This is a genomic window from Micromonospora sp. NPDC049101 (genome assembly GCF_040648675.1).
Lineage (GTDB): Bacteria > Actinomycetota > Actinomycetes > Mycobacteriales > Micromonosporaceae > Micromonospora.
Genome location: NZ_JBEZED010000021.1, coordinates 60,684 through 76,597, shown reverse-complemented (window position 1 = coordinate 76,597; position 15,914 = coordinate 60,684). Strand labels below are relative to the sequence as shown.

At 73.9% G+C, this 15,914-nt stretch carries 11 protein-coding genes; 3 read left to right on the top strand and 8 right to left on the bottom strand.

Annotated features, from left to right (window positions below; genetic code table 11):
- Nucleotides 1-32 precede the first annotated feature (32 nt).
- Nucleotides 33-806: an adenosylcobinamide-GDP ribazoletransferase gene (locus AB0B57_RS25865; protein ID WP_357074867.1), complete on the bottom strand. Its 774-nt coding sequence runs from the start codon at nt 804-806 to the stop codon at nt 33-35.
- Nucleotides 796-2,757: a bifunctional adenosylcobinamide kinase/adenosylcobinamide-phosphate guanylyltransferase gene (locus AB0B57_RS25860; RefSeq protein ID WP_357074864.1), complete on the bottom strand. Its 1,962-nt coding sequence runs from the start codon at nt 2,755-2,757 to the stop codon at nt 796-798. Before AB0B57_RS25860 ends, AB0B57_RS25865 begins: the two co-directional genes overlap by 11 nt.
- 279 nt (nt 2,758-3,036) lie before the next feature.
- Here AB0B57_RS25860 and AB0B57_RS25855 point away from each other — a divergent pair, with 279 nt between their 5' ends.
- Together AB0B57_RS25855 and AB0B57_RS25850 are read left to right on the top strand one after the other, a co-directional pair.
- Nucleotides 3,037-3,237, top strand: coding sequence for a hypothetical protein (locus tag AB0B57_RS25855; protein WP_196918986.1), 201 nt, complete (start codon nt 3,037-3,039; stop codon nt 3,235-3,237).
- A complete protein-coding gene (locus tag AB0B57_RS25850; protein WP_357074860.1) occupies nt 3,237-4,034 on the top strand; it encodes a site-2 protease family protein in 798 nt (265 codons plus the stop codon). Before AB0B57_RS25855 ends, AB0B57_RS25850 begins: the two co-directional genes overlap by 1 nt.
- A gap of 109 nt (nt 4,035-4,143) precedes the next feature.
- Here AB0B57_RS25850 and AB0B57_RS25845 read toward each other — a convergent pair whose 3' ends face one another.
- From AB0B57_RS25845 to nadA, 6 genes are all read right to left on the bottom strand, one after another.
- Complete coding sequence (locus tag AB0B57_RS25845) at nt 4,144-5,142, bottom strand: aldo/keto reductase family protein (protein ID WP_357074857.1); 999 nt, start codon at nt 5,140-5,142, stop codon at nt 4,144-4,146.
- Nucleotides 5,143-5,186: 44 nt separating this feature from the next.
- Nucleotides 5,187-10,085 (bottom strand): WG repeat-containing protein, encoded by a 4,899-nt coding sequence (locus AB0B57_RS25840; protein WP_357074853.1) that lies wholly within the window; start codon nt 10,083-10,085, stop codon nt 5,187-5,189.
- 382 nt (nt 10,086-10,467) lie between these two features.
- Complete coding sequence (locus tag AB0B57_RS25835; protein ID WP_357074850.1) at nt 10,468-11,028, bottom strand: XRE family transcriptional regulator; 561 nt, start codon at nt 11,026-11,028, stop codon at nt 10,468-10,470.
- Nucleotides 11,029-11,197: 169 nt separating this feature from the next.
- A complete protein-coding gene (locus AB0B57_RS25830; protein WP_357074847.1) occupies nt 11,198-11,791 on the bottom strand; it encodes a DUF3043 domain-containing protein in 594 nt (197 codons plus the stop codon).
- A gap of 104 nt (nt 11,792-11,895) precedes the next feature.
- On the bottom strand, nt 11,896-13,251 hold the full coding sequence (gene murA, locus AB0B57_RS25825) for a UDP-N-acetylglucosamine 1-carboxyvinyltransferase (RefSeq protein ID WP_124820727.1): 1,356 nt from the start codon (nt 13,249-13,251) through the stop codon (nt 11,896-11,898).
- A gap of 212 nt (nt 13,252-13,463) precedes the next feature.
- The gene (gene nadA, locus AB0B57_RS25820; protein WP_357074844.1) at nt 13,464-14,663 is read right to left on the bottom strand and encodes a quinolinate synthase NadA; all 1,200 of its coding nucleotides are present in this window, start codon (nt 14,661-14,663) and stop codon (nt 13,464-13,466) included.
- A 67-nt stretch (nt 14,664-14,730) separates the two neighbouring features.
- On the opposite strand from nadA, the gene AB0B57_RS25815 reads away from it, so the two are divergent.
- Nucleotides 14,731-15,870: a glycerate kinase gene (locus AB0B57_RS25815; protein ID WP_357074976.1), complete on the top strand. Its 1,140-nt coding sequence runs from the start codon at nt 14,731-14,733 to the stop codon at nt 15,868-15,870.
- Nucleotides 15,871-15,914 lie beyond the last annotated feature (44 nt).

Here is a 15,914-nt window from a genome sequence, read left to right as displayed (position 1 = left end):
AGCCGAACGCTACCCGGCCCGCCGGGCCCGGTTCAGGCGGACAGCACGACACCCAGGTAGACCAGCGTGGTGACCACCTCGACGGTCGCGCCGAGCACGTCGCCGGTGATCCCGCCGAGCCGGCGTACCACGTGGGTCAGCAGCGCGAGTGCGACGGCGAGCGCGGTGGCGACGGCCAGCGGCCCCTGCCACGGGCGGCCCGGCACCGCGGGCACCGCCAGCAGCGCGACGGCGACCGCGCCGACGGCCACCGCCACCGGGCCGACCGTGCCGGCCACCAGCGCGCCGAGCCCGTCCGGTCGGGCCGCCGGCACTCCCCGCCGGCAGGCCACCGTGACCCCGAACCGCCCGGCAGCGGTCGCCGCGACCACCGCCGCGAGACACGCCAGCCCGGACCGCCCCACCAGGTCGGCGAGCGCCGCCGACTGCACCAGGAGTACGACCACCAGGGCGACCACCCCGAACGGGCCGACGTCCGGCTTCTTCATGATCTCCAGTGCGGCTGCCCCCCGCCGGTACGAGCCGAGCGCGTCCACGGTGTCGGCCAGCCCGTCCAGGTGCAGCCCGCGGGTGAGCAGTGCGGCCGCGCCGACCGTCACACCCGCGGCCACCAGTGGGGGAGCGAACGCGCTGGTCAGCAGCAGCACCCCGGCCAGCAGGACGCCGAGCAGCGCGCCGACCACGGGGGCGAGTGCCATCGCGATGCCGGCGACCGGGCGGTCGATCCGCCCGGCCCGCACCGGCAGCGTGGTGAACGTGGTGACCGCCAGCCGGGTTCCCGCGAGGAACCGCGTCTCAGCCGGCACGCCAGCCCGACGCCGGCTGCTCGTCCGCCCCGGTGCTGGCCGGACCCGGGCCGGCCGGCTCCGGCTCGGCGTAGTCGGGCTCGGCGTAGGCCGACTCCGGTTCGTCGAGGACCGGGTCGGACTCCTCGTCGCCCCCGAGCGACGGGTGGACCGGCAGTGCGGCGGCCAGGGCGAGCACCGAGCGCAGCAGCGGGAGTGCGACAAGCGCGTTCGCGCCCTCGCCGAGATCCATCCGCAGGTCGAGCAGCGGGGTGAGGCCGAGCACGTCGGCGGCGAGCCGCACCGACGGGTGACCGCCGTGGTCGGCGAGCAGGCACCAGTGCCGGGCCTGCCCGGCCAGGTCGCGGCTGACCATGCCGGCGGCCACCCCGACCGGCCCGTCGAGCAGCACCGGCACTCGCCGGGCGGTGGCGCCGAGCAGCACGCCGGTGGCCACCGCCACGTCGCCGCCGCCCAGCTCGGCCAGGATGTCCTTGGCGCCGCGCGGCGAGCGGTGGGTGCGGTGCAGCGCGTCGCGGACCGCCGCGCAGCGGATCATCCACGCCGCGTCGTCGATCTCGCCGGAGTCGGTGATCACCCGGCCCAGCACGGCGGGCGGCTCCGCGCCCGCGGTCGCGGCGAGCACCGCCGCGGCCGCCGCCTCGGTGCCGGCGCCGCACGCCCCCAGCACCAGCAGCTGTACGCCGGCGTCGGCGGCCTGCTCGGCGAGCCGCCAGCCGTAGCGCAGCGCCGACTCCACCTGATCGAGCGAGAGCGCCGGCTGGTCCTCCATCGGCGCGGCGGTGGGAGTGTCCACCACCTGCAGGCTGGCGCCACTCTCGGCGGCGAGTCGCGCCAACGCGCCCCGGCCGGCGCGGGCCTGCGCGGCCCGGCGCGCCGACTCACCGGCGACGGTGCCGGCCGACGCCCCGCCGGCGTGGTCGCCGTGCAGCAGCAACACCCGCACCGAGCCCCAGGCCTGGGGGGTGGGGGTGCCCTGGGTGGTGGCGGCGAAGCCGACCACCCGGTCCAGCACACCCAGCCCGGCGCCCGGTACGTCCAGCGTGGCCAGTCGGTCCACCGCCTGCGGGCCCGCGAACTCGTCGGGCATCGGCAGCTCCATGCCCGGCTGGATGACCAGCCCGGTGGCCACCATCGGTAGCGCCATGGTCGGGGCGGCCCAGGGGTTGCCGGGCTCCTGGGTCGGAACGACCGGCGGCGCGTGGGTCAGCACGTCGGGCAGCTGCACCTCGGGGGTGGGCTCGGCGTCGGCCAGGCTGCCGGGGGCGGCTGGCTCGCTCGCATTGCCGGCGGCGGTGGCGCCGCCGGGGGCGGTGGCGCTGCCCGGGGCGGCCGGGGTGGTGGCGCGGCCGGGGGCGGCTGGCTCGGTCGTGCTGCCGGGGGTGGCCGGGGTGGTCGTGCTGGCGGCCGGCTTGAGCCACACCGGCTGGCCGGCGACCACCAGGGCCACCGCGTCGCAGGCGTCGGCGACCGCGCGGTTGGCCGCGCCCAGCGCGTCGGTGAACGCCCGGCCCAGCGGGGTGGTCGGCACCAGTGACAGCCCCACCTCGGGGCTCACCAGCACCACCCGGGCCGAGCAGGTGCGGATCGCGTCGGCCAGCTCGTCGATCGTCGCCACGTCGTTGGCCGGCTGGTGCGCCGGGTCGAGCAGCACCGTCACCCAGCCGCCGAGGTCGTCCACGAGCAGCGTCTCGTTGGGCTCGGCGGACGCGAGCACGTCGGCCAGCCGGCGCGGGTCCTCGGTGGTCTCCTCGGTGGTCCAGCTGCCCGGCCGCCGGGCGCGGTGCGCCGCCAACCGGGTCGCCCACTCGGTGTCCTCCGGGTCGCCCTCGGGCGCGGTGGCGAGGTAGCGGACCACCGGCGCGTCGGTGACCAGGGACTCGGCGAACTCGGACTTGCCGGACCGGATCCCGCCGAGCACCAGGACCGTGTTCCACCCGTCTACGGACATGCCCGTACCTTAGTTCGCCTCGTCCGAGTCCGGGCACGTCGCCCCAGCCCTCCCGAAGATCCGCGTCCCGCCGCGCCGATCTTGCACTTTCGGTCGCCGAGATGCGTGGAATGCCTTCTATATCCCGGCAGAAAGTGCAAGATCGCGGAAGGGGCGGGTGGGCGGCTCGATTGATCTTGCGGGGTTCTGCGGGGTGAGCGCGCGGCTGTTGTGCTTTGGGCCGACTACGCTGGCGAGGGTTCGTCCCACGGGGACTTCAGCGGCGAGGGGAGACGCGGCATGGCGTGGAGCTGGCGGTACGAGGGCACGGACGGCCAGACGGTCGAAGGACCGGCGGAGTCGTTCAGCAGCCAGGCCGATGCCGAATCCTGGATCGGTCAGACCTGGCGGGAGCTCGCGGCGTCCGGCGTCACCTCGGTCGCGCTCGTCGAGGACGACCGGGTGGAGTACCGGATGAGCCTGCTGCCCACGGCCGAGTGATGGCCTACGACCGGCCGGGAGCCGACGGGCTGGTCCTCGGCGTACCCAAGGCGGCGTTTCGGCCCAGCCCGGTCTTCCTCGGCCTGGTCGCCCTCTTCGCGGTCAGCGGGGTGCTGGCGTGGAACGGTTACGGCAGCGTCCGGTTCAACGTGTTCCTGTTCGTGGTGTCCGGCTGGCTGGTCTCGCTCTGCCTGCACGAGTACGCCCACGCGGTGGTGGCCTACCGGGCCGGCGACCGGGACATCGCCCACCGCGGCTACCTGACGCTCAATCCGTTGAAGTACACCCACCCGCTGCTGTCGATCGTGCTGCCGGTGGCGGTGGTGCTGCTCGGCGGCATCGGCCTGCCCGGCGGGGCGGTCTGGGTGGACCGGCACGCCATCCCGGGCCGACTGCGGCACACACTTGTCAGCCTCGCCGGGCCGGCGACAAACGTGCTGTTCACGCTGGTGCTCGTGTTGGCGGTGCGGCTCGGCACCCAGTCGGGCGGGCCGGTGGAGTTCTGGGCGGGGGTGGCGCTGCTCGCCTTCCTGCAACTCACCGCGAGCGTGCTGAACCTGCTGCCGGTGCCCGGCCTGGACGGCGGCAACATGATCCAGCCGTGGCTCAACCCGCAGTGGCGCAAGATGTACGACCTGTTCGCCCCGTACGGCTTCCTGCTGCTCTTCGCACTGTTGTGGAACCCGCGCATCGGCGGCTGGTTCTTCGACGCGGTCTTCGCGATCGGTGACCTGCTCGGTCTGCCCTCGTGGCTCTACGCCACCGGCCTGGAGCTGATCCGCTTCTGGCAGGGCTGACCGCCCCGGCGAGGGGCAGGGCTGACCGCCCCGGCGAGGGGCAGGGCTGAGGTGACCGGACCCGGCCCGGTCGGCGCGAAACCCTCGCGCCGGCCGGGCCGGAACGGCGTCAGGGACGCTGCGCGGGGGACTCGGTCTTCGCCGGGTCCCGCTCGACGATCGGCTCGACGATGTCGTCGATCGCCTTGAGCAGGCCGGCGTCGAGCTTCACCCCGGCCGCCTTGACGTTGTCGTGCACCTGCTCGGGGCGGGACGCCCCGATGATCGCCGACGAGACGTTCGGGTTCTGCAGGACCCATGCCACGGCGAGCTGGGCCATGCTCAGCCCGGCCTGCTCGGCGAGGGGCTTGAGCTGCTGCACCCGGGTCAGCACGTCGTCGTTCATGAACCGGGAGATGAAGCCCGCGCCGGACTTCTCGTCGGTGGCGCGGGAACCGGCCGGCGGCGGCTGCCCCGGCAGGTACTTGCCGGAGAGCACGCCCTGCGCCATCGGCGACCAGACGATCTGTCCGATGCCCAGTTCCTCGCTGGCTGGTACGACCTCGGTCTCGATTACCCGCCAGAGCATCGAATACTGTGGTTGGTTGGAGACCAGCGGGACGTGCAGCTCCCGGGCGAGCGGGTGCGCGGCGCGCAGTTGCTCGGCGGTCCACTCGGAGACCCCGATGTAGTGCGCCTTGCCGGCGTGCACGACGTCGGCGAACGCCTCCATCGTCTCCTCCAGCGGCGTGCTGTAGTCGTACCGGTGGGCCTGGTAGAGGTCCACGTAGTCGGTACGCAGCCGGCGCAGCGAGCCGTTGATCGACTCCATGATGTGCTTGCGGGACAGGCCACGGTCGTTGCGGCCCGGTCCGGTCGGCCAGTAGACCTTGGTGAAGATCTCCAGGCCCTCCCGGCGTTCGTTCTCCAGCGCCCGGCCGAGCACGTCCTCGGCTCGGGTGCCGGCGTACACGTCGGCGGTGTCGAAGGTCGTGATCCCCGCGTCGAGTGCGGCCCGGACGCAGGCGAACGCGGCGTCCTCCTCGACCTGCGACCCGTGGGTGATCCAGTTGCCGTACGAGATCTCGCTGACCATCAGGCCGGAACGGCCCAGGTGTCGGAATTCCATGTACCGACCCTAGCTCTAGTGGATCACCGGTGGCGATCGGCGACTCAGAGCACCGGGTTGGCGTCGGTGAGTAGCCGGTCGATCTCCTCCAACACCTCGGCGCGATCGCGGTGCACCGGGTCGATGAGCGGCACACCCCGCCGGTCCAGTGCGCCCCACCGCCCGTTGCCGCTCTCGACCAGGAACGCCACCGGGTGGATGACCAGCATCGGGTGCGCCGGCGGGACCAGCACCGTGCCGGTGCGGTCCACCACACCGCGCCGGCCGGCCACGTCGACCACGGCGAGCCCCTCGTCGGTGAAACCGTCGACCTGCCGACCGTCGGCCAGCTCGGTGACGAACCCGTGGTAACGCGTGGGCACGACGATCCGGCCCGTCCGGTCGACCGCCCCCCACCCCTCGCGCCGCACCGCGGCCAGCCCGCGGCGGAACGGTCGTACCTCGGCGAAGTTGGGCGCCACCTGCACCGCGCCGGTCGCGTCGATGGCCGTCCAACCGCCCTCGCCGACCACCCAGGCCAGACCGTCGCTGAACGGGTGCGCGGCCCGGTAGGAGGGCGGGATCACCGTCGTACCGAGCAGGTTGATCAGCGACCACCGGTCGGTGTCCGGCCGGCGCACCCAGGCCAGCCCGTCGTGGAATGGTTGCGCCTCGGCGTACCGGGCCGGGATGACCACGTCGCCGTCCGGGCCGGTGTAACCCCACAGCGGCCCGTCCCGGTCCGGCACCGGGGGCCGGTCACGGTCGAGCACCTCGTCCCGACCCCGGCGGTACGGCCCGAAGCCGTCCGCCGTGGCCCGGACGGCGACCGCGTCGAGGGCCACCCGGATTCGGTCCAGCAGTTCGGCGTCGCCGGCGCCGCGCAGGTCGAGCGCCTGCTCGAAGTGCTGGCAGGCTTCCATGAGCCGTCCCTGGTCGTAACACGACCGTCCGGCGTGCTCGTGGAGTGCGGCCCGCAACCGGTCGGGTAGCTCGACCGAATTGGCCTGGGCGAAGAGCTGGTCGGCCTCGGCGAAGTTGCCGCGCCAGCGCAGGACGTGGGCCAGTCGCGCCTGGGCCAACGCGGTCCGGCGCAGCTCGCCGGTGGCCTCGGCGTAGGTGAGGGCGAGCCGACCATCGGCCAGCGCGTCGTCCAGGTCGCCGAGGATCCGCGAGGTCACCGCGCGCAGGCTGAGCAGTCGGGCCCGGGCGCGGTTGTCGATCGCCGAGCCCAGCTTCTCGGTCAGCCGCCGCCGGATGGCCCGCAGGTCGTCCGGCTCCGTCAGCTCCTCACGCAAGGTGACCGGGTCCAACCGCCAGCGGTACGCCGCGAGAACCTGCTCCGGGTCGCCTGGGTCGGCCAGTGACGGGCCGATCGCCGCGGGCGCAGCGTCGCCGGGTGGTGCCGAGACGGGCGCGTTCTCCCCGCGCGAGCCGGTCCTCGGGCCGGGAACCGATGAGGCAGGCGGTCCGGAGACGGGCGGTGCGTAGGCCGCGTGTGTCGACGCGGGTGGTGCGGAGTCGGGCGCTGCCGGGGCGGCGGGCGGTCCGGAGACGGGTGGTGCGTAGGCCGCCTGTGTCGACGCGGGTGAGGGGGACTCAGGGGTAACGGACGCCGACTCTGTCGACGCGGGTGGTGCGGACACGGGCATGGGGGCGATCGGTGGTGCGGGGACGGGCGGTGGCACCGAAGATGGCGGCGCGTACGCGGGCGGCGCATACGCGGGCGGCGCAGACACCGGTGTCGCGGAGACGGGTGCCCCGAAGGTCTGCTCCGCGGAGGCGGGCGGTGCGGAGACAGATCGCGTGGCGGCCGTAGGCGCGGGCGCTGGCGGTGCGGAGATGGGTGCGACGGGCGGCGTCAGGGTCGGCGGTGTGTGGTCGTCCCGGCCCGGGGCTCCCGGGATCCGTGCTCCCGAGCCTGGCGGTCCCGGTATCGGTGCATCGTTGTCATCAGACATTGCGGGCGGGGCCGGCAGTGCGACGTCGTCCGACCAGTCGTCGGCTCGCGAACCGTCCGTCAACCCGGTGGTGCTCGGGTCGCCCTCGGCATCGGACGGCGGGGCGTCGTCCGTCCGGTCGGGCGTAACGGCATCGGTGTCCCCGACCAGGCGAGCGGCGGCCGGTTGGTCGTCGACCTCGACTACGGCTTCGGGCTGGTGAGCCGGCGTCGCGGTGGAGGGGGCACCGGAGTCGGGCCGGTCATCGTTCTGCACCGATTCGGGCCCGACAGTTGCCTGCGCGTCGTCGAGCGGGTCGCCAGCCCAGGTGCCGGTGGTCGGGCGAGCGGGCGGCGCGGACACCGACCCAGGAGAGTCAGCCGCTGTCGACCTGCCTGCCTGCTCGTCGATCAGATCGCGACGCACGTCAGTGGTCGATGTCGACAGACCCCGATCCCCCGTGCCCGGTGCGGTGGACAGCTCGGGGTCGCCGGCCGTCGACTCACTCTCGGTCGACTCGGACCGCTGCGGGTCACTCTCGGTCGACTCGGACCGCTGCGGGTCATTGTCGGTCGGCTCGGACCGCTCCGCGGCATTGTCGGTCGGCTCGGACCGCTCCGCGTCAAGGTCGGTCGGCCTGGACCGCTGCCGGTCATCATCGGTCGACTCGGACGGGCGCGGTTCGTTGTCGGCTGACTCGGACGGTTGCCGGTTCGGCGCGGGCTCGCTCGGATCGGGGTCGGCGGGCTGAGCGGGGCTGAACCACGCGTCCGGCCCGCGGGTACCCACAACCTCGTCCGGGTCCGAAACGGGGGCGACCGGCTCTTCCGAGGGCGGCGGCGGTACGTAGCGGCGCGGTGTGCCAGGGGCGAGCGGGAGTGCCACCTCGGCGGCCGGGGGTTCCGGCGCCGTCGGTGTCGGGGCGGGCGGGGTCGTCGCCGGGGCCGGGACCTGCCAGGTGGGCGGTGGCGCGACAGCCGGCCGCGCGACCGCCGGCGGAGACATCCGATCCGTGGGGTGCGGCCGGTCGGTGGGGTGCGGCCGGTCGGTGGGGTGCGAGCGGTCGGTGGGGTGCGGCCGGTCCGTGGGGTGCGGCCGGTCCGTGGGGTGCGGCCGGTCCGTGGCGTGCGGCGGCCTGCGGTGGTCGGTGGGAGAGCCGGTGCCCGACCCGTCACCGAACTGGCGGCGGTCTGCGGTCGGCTCGCCGTCGCGCCGCTGGTCCGCGGTGTTCGGGCCGGGGTAACGCGGCGGTGGGGTGGGGCGCACCCCGGCAGTCGGTGCCGGTTCGGCCGGTGTCCGGCGCGCAGGCGGCAGTGGGACGTCCGAGCGCTCGTCGGAGGTGGGCGGGTCCACCGGCGCGGGCAGGTACTCCAGCCGAAGGCTTGCGGCGGGTGGACCCGAGACGGGCACCTCGGAGGCTGGGGAGACCGGGGCAGCCGACACCGGTCGGTCCCGGCCGGGTGCGGCGGGGGAGACGGGCGATGGCGGCATCGTTCGCTCCGGCGGAACCGGCACGACCCGGCTGGACGGCGACGGAGCCGTCGCCGCTGGGCGTACCGGGCGCTCGTCGTAGCGCGACGGGGTGACCGCCGGTCGCTCGGGCCGGGCGTCCGGTCGCGCCGGGGTACCCGACTCGGGGGTGCGGTGCGGGTCGCTGCGGTGGCCCGGCTCCCGGGTGCGGTCCGGGCGCAACGGACCCGGCGGCGGCCAGGGCAGGCTGCCGTCCGGCCGTTGACTCGACTGCGGCCGAGGCTCGCGGTAGGCGTCGTCGTGCGCCCGTTCGTCGCGGTACGCGTGCTCGCGCGGCCGTTCGTCGCGGTAGGCGTTGTCGTGCGCCCGTTCGTCGCGGTACGCGTGCTCGCGCGGCCGTTCCTCGCGGTACGCGTTGTCGTGCGCCCGTTCGTCGCGGTACGCGTGCTCGCGGTGGCCGTCCGGGCGGGCTTCCTCACGCGGGCGCCGGTCCGGGTACGCCTCGGCGCGGGCCGCGGTCTCGCGGGGCTGCTGCCGGTGCGGGTCGCTGTCGGCTCGACGCCGATCGTCGTCGCGGCGGGGATGATCGGGCAGCTCCGGCTCGGGGCGGTGCCGTCGACCGCCGTTGGGTGGCGGTGGTGCGCCGGCTCCCTCGTCGGCGTGGTAGCGCCGATCCGGGCGGCGGGCGTCGTCGGCGGCGCGGTCCGGGTGCCCGTCGGCGCGGTATCGCGGGCGGCCGTCCACGGCTGCCCACTCGTCGGCCCCGTCGGCGACCCGGTCCTCGGCCGGCCGGCCGTCGCGGTCCCGGGTGGGTCGTCCGCCGTACCCGTCGCCGGGGTGGCGTTCGTAACCGGCGGCCGGTCGCTCGTGCGTGCCGCGCCGACGCGGCGAATCGTCCGGCTCCGGCACCCAACCGGAGTCGGACCGGGGGGCGGGGGAGACCGGTGGCGTGCCCGGGTGGCCCCGGTCCCGCTCGGCGGGCTCGGGCCGCTGGCGGCGGCTGTCGTACCGCTCGGAGGAGGGCTGGTCCGGGTGCCAGGCGGCCTCCCGCGCCGGGCCTCGCTCGTCGCTGGGCCGTCGGTCGGACCAGGCGGTACGCCGGTCCGACTCGGGGTGGCGACGATCGTCGCGTCGGGGCGGTTCGGGGAGTGGCCGGCGGTACGGTTCATGGTCGTAGGTGCGGGGGGCGGTGCCGTCGTTCCGGCCGTAGGCGGACGTGTCGGCCGAGCGGGCGTCGCTCCGGGGTCGGCCGTAGCTCGGTGTCTCGCCCGGCTCGTCGTCCACCCAGGACCGGCCGTGGACCGCCGACTCCTCCGGTGGTTCGTCGGCCCAGGACCGGCCGAGGTAGGTGCCGTCCGGGCGGGTGGGCGCGAGCGACGGCACCTCGGCTCGGCCGCTCACCGTCGCGCGGCCGCGCGGTGGCGGCTGGTGCACCGCGCCGATGTCGCCGGGATAGCGCTGGCCGGGGAACTGGGGGTGCCACTCGGTGGTCGGCTCGACCACCCAGGACGGCTCGTTCGGGTCTGACCACCGGTCGGGGTAGCGGCCGCTCATCGGCCGAGCCTGTCGCCGTGCCCGGCCGCCCGGCCGGTTCCCGCCGGAGGCGAGCCAACCGCAACCGCAACCGGGTGCTCGCCGGGCGTCCGGTCGCCGCCTGCCACGCCCCGGTGGCCGGCTCGCGTCCGCTCGCTCACGGCGTTGTCACCTCGTTGCAAATTGTCGTGCGGGGGCCTCGCGTGCCGGTCAGGTCGCCCGCGCCGACGGGCCGTGGCTGCGGATGGAGGGTAACGGCGTGGACTTGCTCACCGCCACTGTGGTGCCGCCCACGGGCGCAAACGTTATCCCAATGGTTTCGGACATTTGGTCCTATAACCCAATCTGGTCTTCGACCCTACCGCATTCGACTGCCGCCTGGCTCGGGCGGATCGTCGTCCGGTCAGGGATGCTCCAGGATGAGGACGGCGAACGTGCCGGGTGCGAGCGCCTCGTAGCGGTGTGGGGCATCGCCGGGGAACGCCGCGTAGTCGCCGGGGTCGAGTTCGATCGGGGCCGTCTCAGGGCCGACCCGCAGCCGGCCGGCGGCGACCACCACGTGCTCGACACTGCGCGGGGTGTGCCCGTCCGCGGCGCGGGCCGCGCCCGGTTCCAGCTCGATCAGGTAGACGTCCCGGCGCAGGTGTGCCGTCCCGGCGCTGAGCAGTGTGCCGGTGAAGTCGGCCTGCTCGGAGCGGACCCGAGACCCGTCCCCGGCCCGGATCACCCGTACGGCGGCGTCGAGGGGCTCCACCAGCCGGCTGAATGGCACGCCGAGTGCCACACCCAACGCCCAGAGCGTCTCCACGCTCGGGTTGCCGGTGCCGGACTCCAGTTGGGAGAGGGTGGACTTGGCCACCCCGGCCCGGCGGGCAAGCTCGGTCAGCGAGATGCCCACCCGTTCCCGCTCCCGGCGCAGGGCGGCGGCGATGGTGGCCAGCGGGGCGGCGGGTTCCGGAGGCATGCGTTCGCTCCATTGGATCAGCGTTCGTTGCGACGAACAGCAGCAGGTGCTTGCCAGCGTCCCCCTGGCCGAGCAAGATCCGCGCAACTAACGGGAAACTGCTGCCTCCGAGACGTCGGAGACAGCAGTTTCGCTGAAGTCGTGGTGGTGCGTGGACGGGGAGCCGGGGTCAGACCTTGTCGCCGAGGTTGACCTGCGGGGCCGGGGCGCGCATCCGCCGGAAGGTGATCGACCGCATGACCGCGTAGAGGAAGAGCGAGCCCATCCGCTGGTCGGTCTTCGGGAAGCGCTCCCGGACCAGCTTGCTGATCTTGCGGCAGATCAACACCGAGTCGATGACCACGCCCAGGGCCAGCGCGCCCCAGAGCACGTTGGAGATCAACCGGACCGGGTCCGGCATCGCCGCGTTCGACCCGATCAGCACGATCAGCGCACCGCCGAAGAACCAGGTGCCGACGGTACGCCGGGAGTCGACCACGTTGCGGGCCAGCAGCCGCTCCGGGCCGCGGTCGCGGGGGCCGCCCTCACGGCGGAACTCCGACGCGGCCTCGGCGCGCAGTTGGCGGCGACGCTCCCGCTCCTCCTCCTTGGTGAGGGGGCGAGTGGGGCCGGCCGGGCGACGGCCGACGGTTGGCCGCTTCGGCGTCTCCCGACCCTTGGCCGGGGTGTAACCCCGGGAACGCTCGGCGGTCTCCTCGGTGGTCACCGATGAGACGGCCTCGTCGACGAGGTCAGTGGACTTGCGGCGAAAGAGCGACGGCACGCGGCAAGGGTAGCCAACGATCCGCGCCCGGTGCACATCGCGGTGCACCGGGCGCGGATCGAGGTCGCAAGCGCGGCCGGGTGACGAACGGGAGGTGTGCGAGGTTACGGACGCTCGGCGTGCGCGCCCAGGTCGGCGAGCTTCGCCTCGAAGTCCTCGTAGCCGCGGTTGATCAGGTCGACGCCGTACACCCGGGAGGTGCCCTCGGCCGCGAGCGCCGCGATCAGGTGGCTGAACCCGGCCCGCAGGTCCGGGATGACCAGGTCGGCGGCGTGCAGCTTGCTCGGCCCGGCGATCACCGCGGAGTGCTTGAAGTTGCGCCGGCCGAAGCGGCACGGGGTGCCGCCGAGGCAGTCCCGGTAGACCTGGATGTTGGCGCCCATCGAGTTCAGTGCCTCGGTGTAGCCCAGCCGCTGCTCGTAGACCGTCTCGTGGACGATCGACAGGCCGCGGGCCTGGGTCAACGCCACGACCAGCGGCTGCTGCCAGTCGGTCATGAACCCGGGGTGCACGTCGGTCTCCAGCGCCACCGCGTTCAGCTCGCCGCCGGGGTGCCAGAAGCGGATGCCGCCCTCCTGCCCCGGGTCGCCCAGCTTCGGCGCACGCGCGTCGGTGACCTCGTACTCGCCACCGACCGAGCGGAAGATGTTCAGGAAGGTCATCATGTCGGCCTGCTGCGCGCCGAGCACCTCGACGTGACCGCGGGTGGCCAGGGCGGCAGCCGCCCAGCTGGCGGCCTCGATCCGGTCCGGGATCGGCCGGTGGGTGTAACCGTGCAGCTTCGGCACGCCCTGGATCTCGATCACCCGGTCGGTGTGGACCTTGATGATCGCGCCCATCTTCTGCAGGATGCAGATCAGGTCGATGATCTCCGGCTCCACCGCGGCGTTGCGCAGCTCGGTGACGCCCTCGGCCATGACCGCGGTCAGCAGCACCTGCTCGGTGGCGCCGACGCTCGGGTACGGCAGGGCGAACTTGGTGCCGTGCAGGCCGTTCGGTGCGGACAGGTGCAGGCCCTCCGGCCGCTTCTCGACCGTGGCGCCGAACTCGCGCAGCGCCTGGAGGTGGAAGTCGATCGGGCGCGGGCCGATGTGGCAGCCGCCCAGGTCCGGGATGAACGCGTGCCCGAGCCGGTGCAGCAGCGGGCCGCAGAACAGGATCGGGATCCGGCTGGAACCGGCGTGCACGTTGATCTGGTCGGTGCTGGCGCTCTCCACGTTCGCCGGGTCGAAGACGAGCTCGCCGTCCTCGGCGCCGTCGGTGACCTTGACGCCGTGCAGGCCGAGCAGACCCCGGACCACCTCGACGTCGCGGATCTTCGGCACGTCGAACAGCCGGCTCGGGCTGTCGCCGAGCAGCGCGGCGACCATCGCCTTCGATACCAGGTTCTTCGCGCCGCGCACGCGGATCCGCCCTTCGAGCGGAGTGCCTCCGTGCACAACCAGGACGTCGTCGGTCAACGCAACCTCCAGCGCGTCGGTGCTGCCGTGTTGTTGGTGGGGCGCCTGAACGCTGTCGCTACCCCGGATGCGGCCAAGTCGAAACGGCCCGCGTATGTCGTCGCTCCGGCAGCATAGCCCTCGGTGACGAAAAAGGACTCGGTCACATCGGCGTGTGTGGCATTAATCGGTGATCCGGCGCTTTTGCGTACCAAGAGCACTACGGATCGTGATCAGGACGCCGCCGGCGGCGGGGTGTCCGCGCCGGGCAGGGCGAGCATCTGGTCCAGTGCGACGCGGGCGTGGTGGGCGGTGTCCGCGTCCACCGTGATCTGGTTGACGACCCGGCCCGCGACCAGCTCCTCAAGCGCCCAGACCAGGTGTGGCAGATCGATCCGGTTCATCGTCGAGCAGTAGCAGACGGCCTTGTCCAGGAACATGACCTGCTTGTCCGGGTGCGCCAGCGCGAGACGGCGGACCAGGTTCAGCTCGGTGCCGAGCGCCCACGCCGAACCGGCCGGAGCCGCCTCGACGGCCTTGATGATGTACTCGGTGGAGCCCACGTAGTCGGCCGCGGTGACCACCTCGTGCCGGCACTCCGGGTGGACCAGCACGTTGACGCCGGGCACCCGCGCCCGTACGTCGTTGACACTCTCGAGCGTGAACCGGCCGTGCACCGAGCAGTGCCCCCGCCAGAGGATCATCTTGGCGTCGCGCAGCTGCTCCGGGGTGAGCCCGCCACCGGGCTTGTGCGGGTCGTAGAGCACGCAGTCGTCAAGCGACAGGCCCATCTCCAGCACCGCCGTGTTGCGGCCCAGGTGCTGGTCGGGCAGGAAGAGCACCTTCGAACCCTGCTCGAACGCCCAGTCCAGGGCGCGCTTGGCGTTGGACGAGGTGCAGACCACGCCGCCGTTGCGGCCGACGAAGCCCTTGATGTCGGCCGAGGAGTTCATGTACGTCACCGGGACGGTCTCACCGGCGATGCCCAGCTCGGTAAGCGTGTCCCACGCGGCCTCGACCTGGCCCAGGACCGCCATGTCCGCCATCGAGCAGCCCGCGGCGAGGTCCGGCAGGATCACCCGCTGGGCGTCGGTGGTGAGGATGTCGGCGCTCTCGGCCATGAAGTGCACGCCGCAGAAGACGATGTACTCCGCGTCCGGACGGGCCGCGGCCTCCCGGGCCAGCTTGAACGAGTCGCCTGTCACATCGGCGAACTGGATCACCTCGTCGCGCTGGTAGTGGTGCCCCAGCACGAAGACCTTGCTGCCCAGCTTCGCCTTCGCGGCCGTGGCGCGGGCCACCAGATCCGGGTCGCTGGGCGCCGGCAGGTCGCCCGGACACTCGACGCCGCGCTCGGTGTCGGGGTCGCTGCCCCGACCGAGCAGCAGCAGAGCCGTCGCGGTGTTGGAGGGTTCCACCCAGGTCGAAGTCACGTAGCCATGGTCCCACAGCAGGAGCGCGACGCAGCTTCGCGCGGTGTGGGCTGCCACACTGCTCGGCATGCGCGTGCTGCTCTGCCCGGACAAGTTCGCCGGCACCCTGTCCGCGCCGGAGGTGGCCGCCGCGGTGGCTGCCGGTTGGCGCACCGTCACCGACCGCGACGAGCTGCTGATCCGGCCGCTCTCCGACGGCGGGCCGGGCTTCGTGCAGGTGCTCGCCGAAGCCCTCGGCGGCCGGCGGGTACCGGTGTCGACAGTTGATCCGCTGGGCCGGCCGGCGGCCGGTGAGATCCTGCTCACCGCGGACGGCGCGACCGCCTACCTGGAGAGCGCGCAGGCCTGCGGGCTGCACCTGCTCAGCACCGCCGAACGCGACCCGAAGACCACCACGTCGTACGGGCTGGGCCTGCTCGTGGCCGCCGCGGTGGAGAGCGGCGCACGGACGGTGGTGATCGGGCTGGGCGGCTCCGGCACCAACGACGCGGGAGCCGGAATGCTCGCCGCGCTGGGCGTGACCCCCCTGGACGCCACGGGCGCCGCGCTGCCGTACGGCGGGGCGGCGCTGGCCCTGGTCGACGCCCTCGACGGCGCGCCCCGGCTGCGCGGCGTCCGGCTCGTCGCCGCCACCGACGTGGACAACCCGCTGCTCGGCCTGCACGGCGCGAGCAACGTGTTCGGTCCGCAGAAGGGCGCCGACCGGGCGGACGTGCTGCTGCTCGACGCGGCTCTGGAGCGCTTCGCGGCCGTGGTGGGGCGGGATCTGCCCGGCTGCCCGGCCGGGCTCGGTGCGCTGCCCGGCGGCGGCGCCGCGGGTGGCCTCGGCGCGGCCGTCCTCGCCCTGGGTGGAGGCTGCGAGTCGGGCATCGACCTGGTCACCCGGGCCACCGGACTGGACGCCGCACTGGACAGCGTCGACCTGGTGATCACCGGTGAGGGATCGTTCGACCACCAGTCGCTGCGCGGCAAGGTGGTCGCCGGAGTGGCCGGCGCCGCCCGCGACCGGGGGGTGCCCTGCGTGGTGGTGGCCGGGCAGGTGAGCACCGGCCGACGCGAGGCCGCCTCGGCCGGGGTCACCGATGCGTACAGCCTGGTCGAGCACTTCGGTGGCGACCAGGGCGGCGGGCTCGACGCCGCCCTGAGCCGGCCCGCGGAGGGGTTGCACGACCTGGGCGCCCGGCTGGCCCGGCAGTGGAGCCGCTGAGGCTTCCGAGCGCCCGCCAGCGGGGCCGCTGAGGCTGCCGAGCG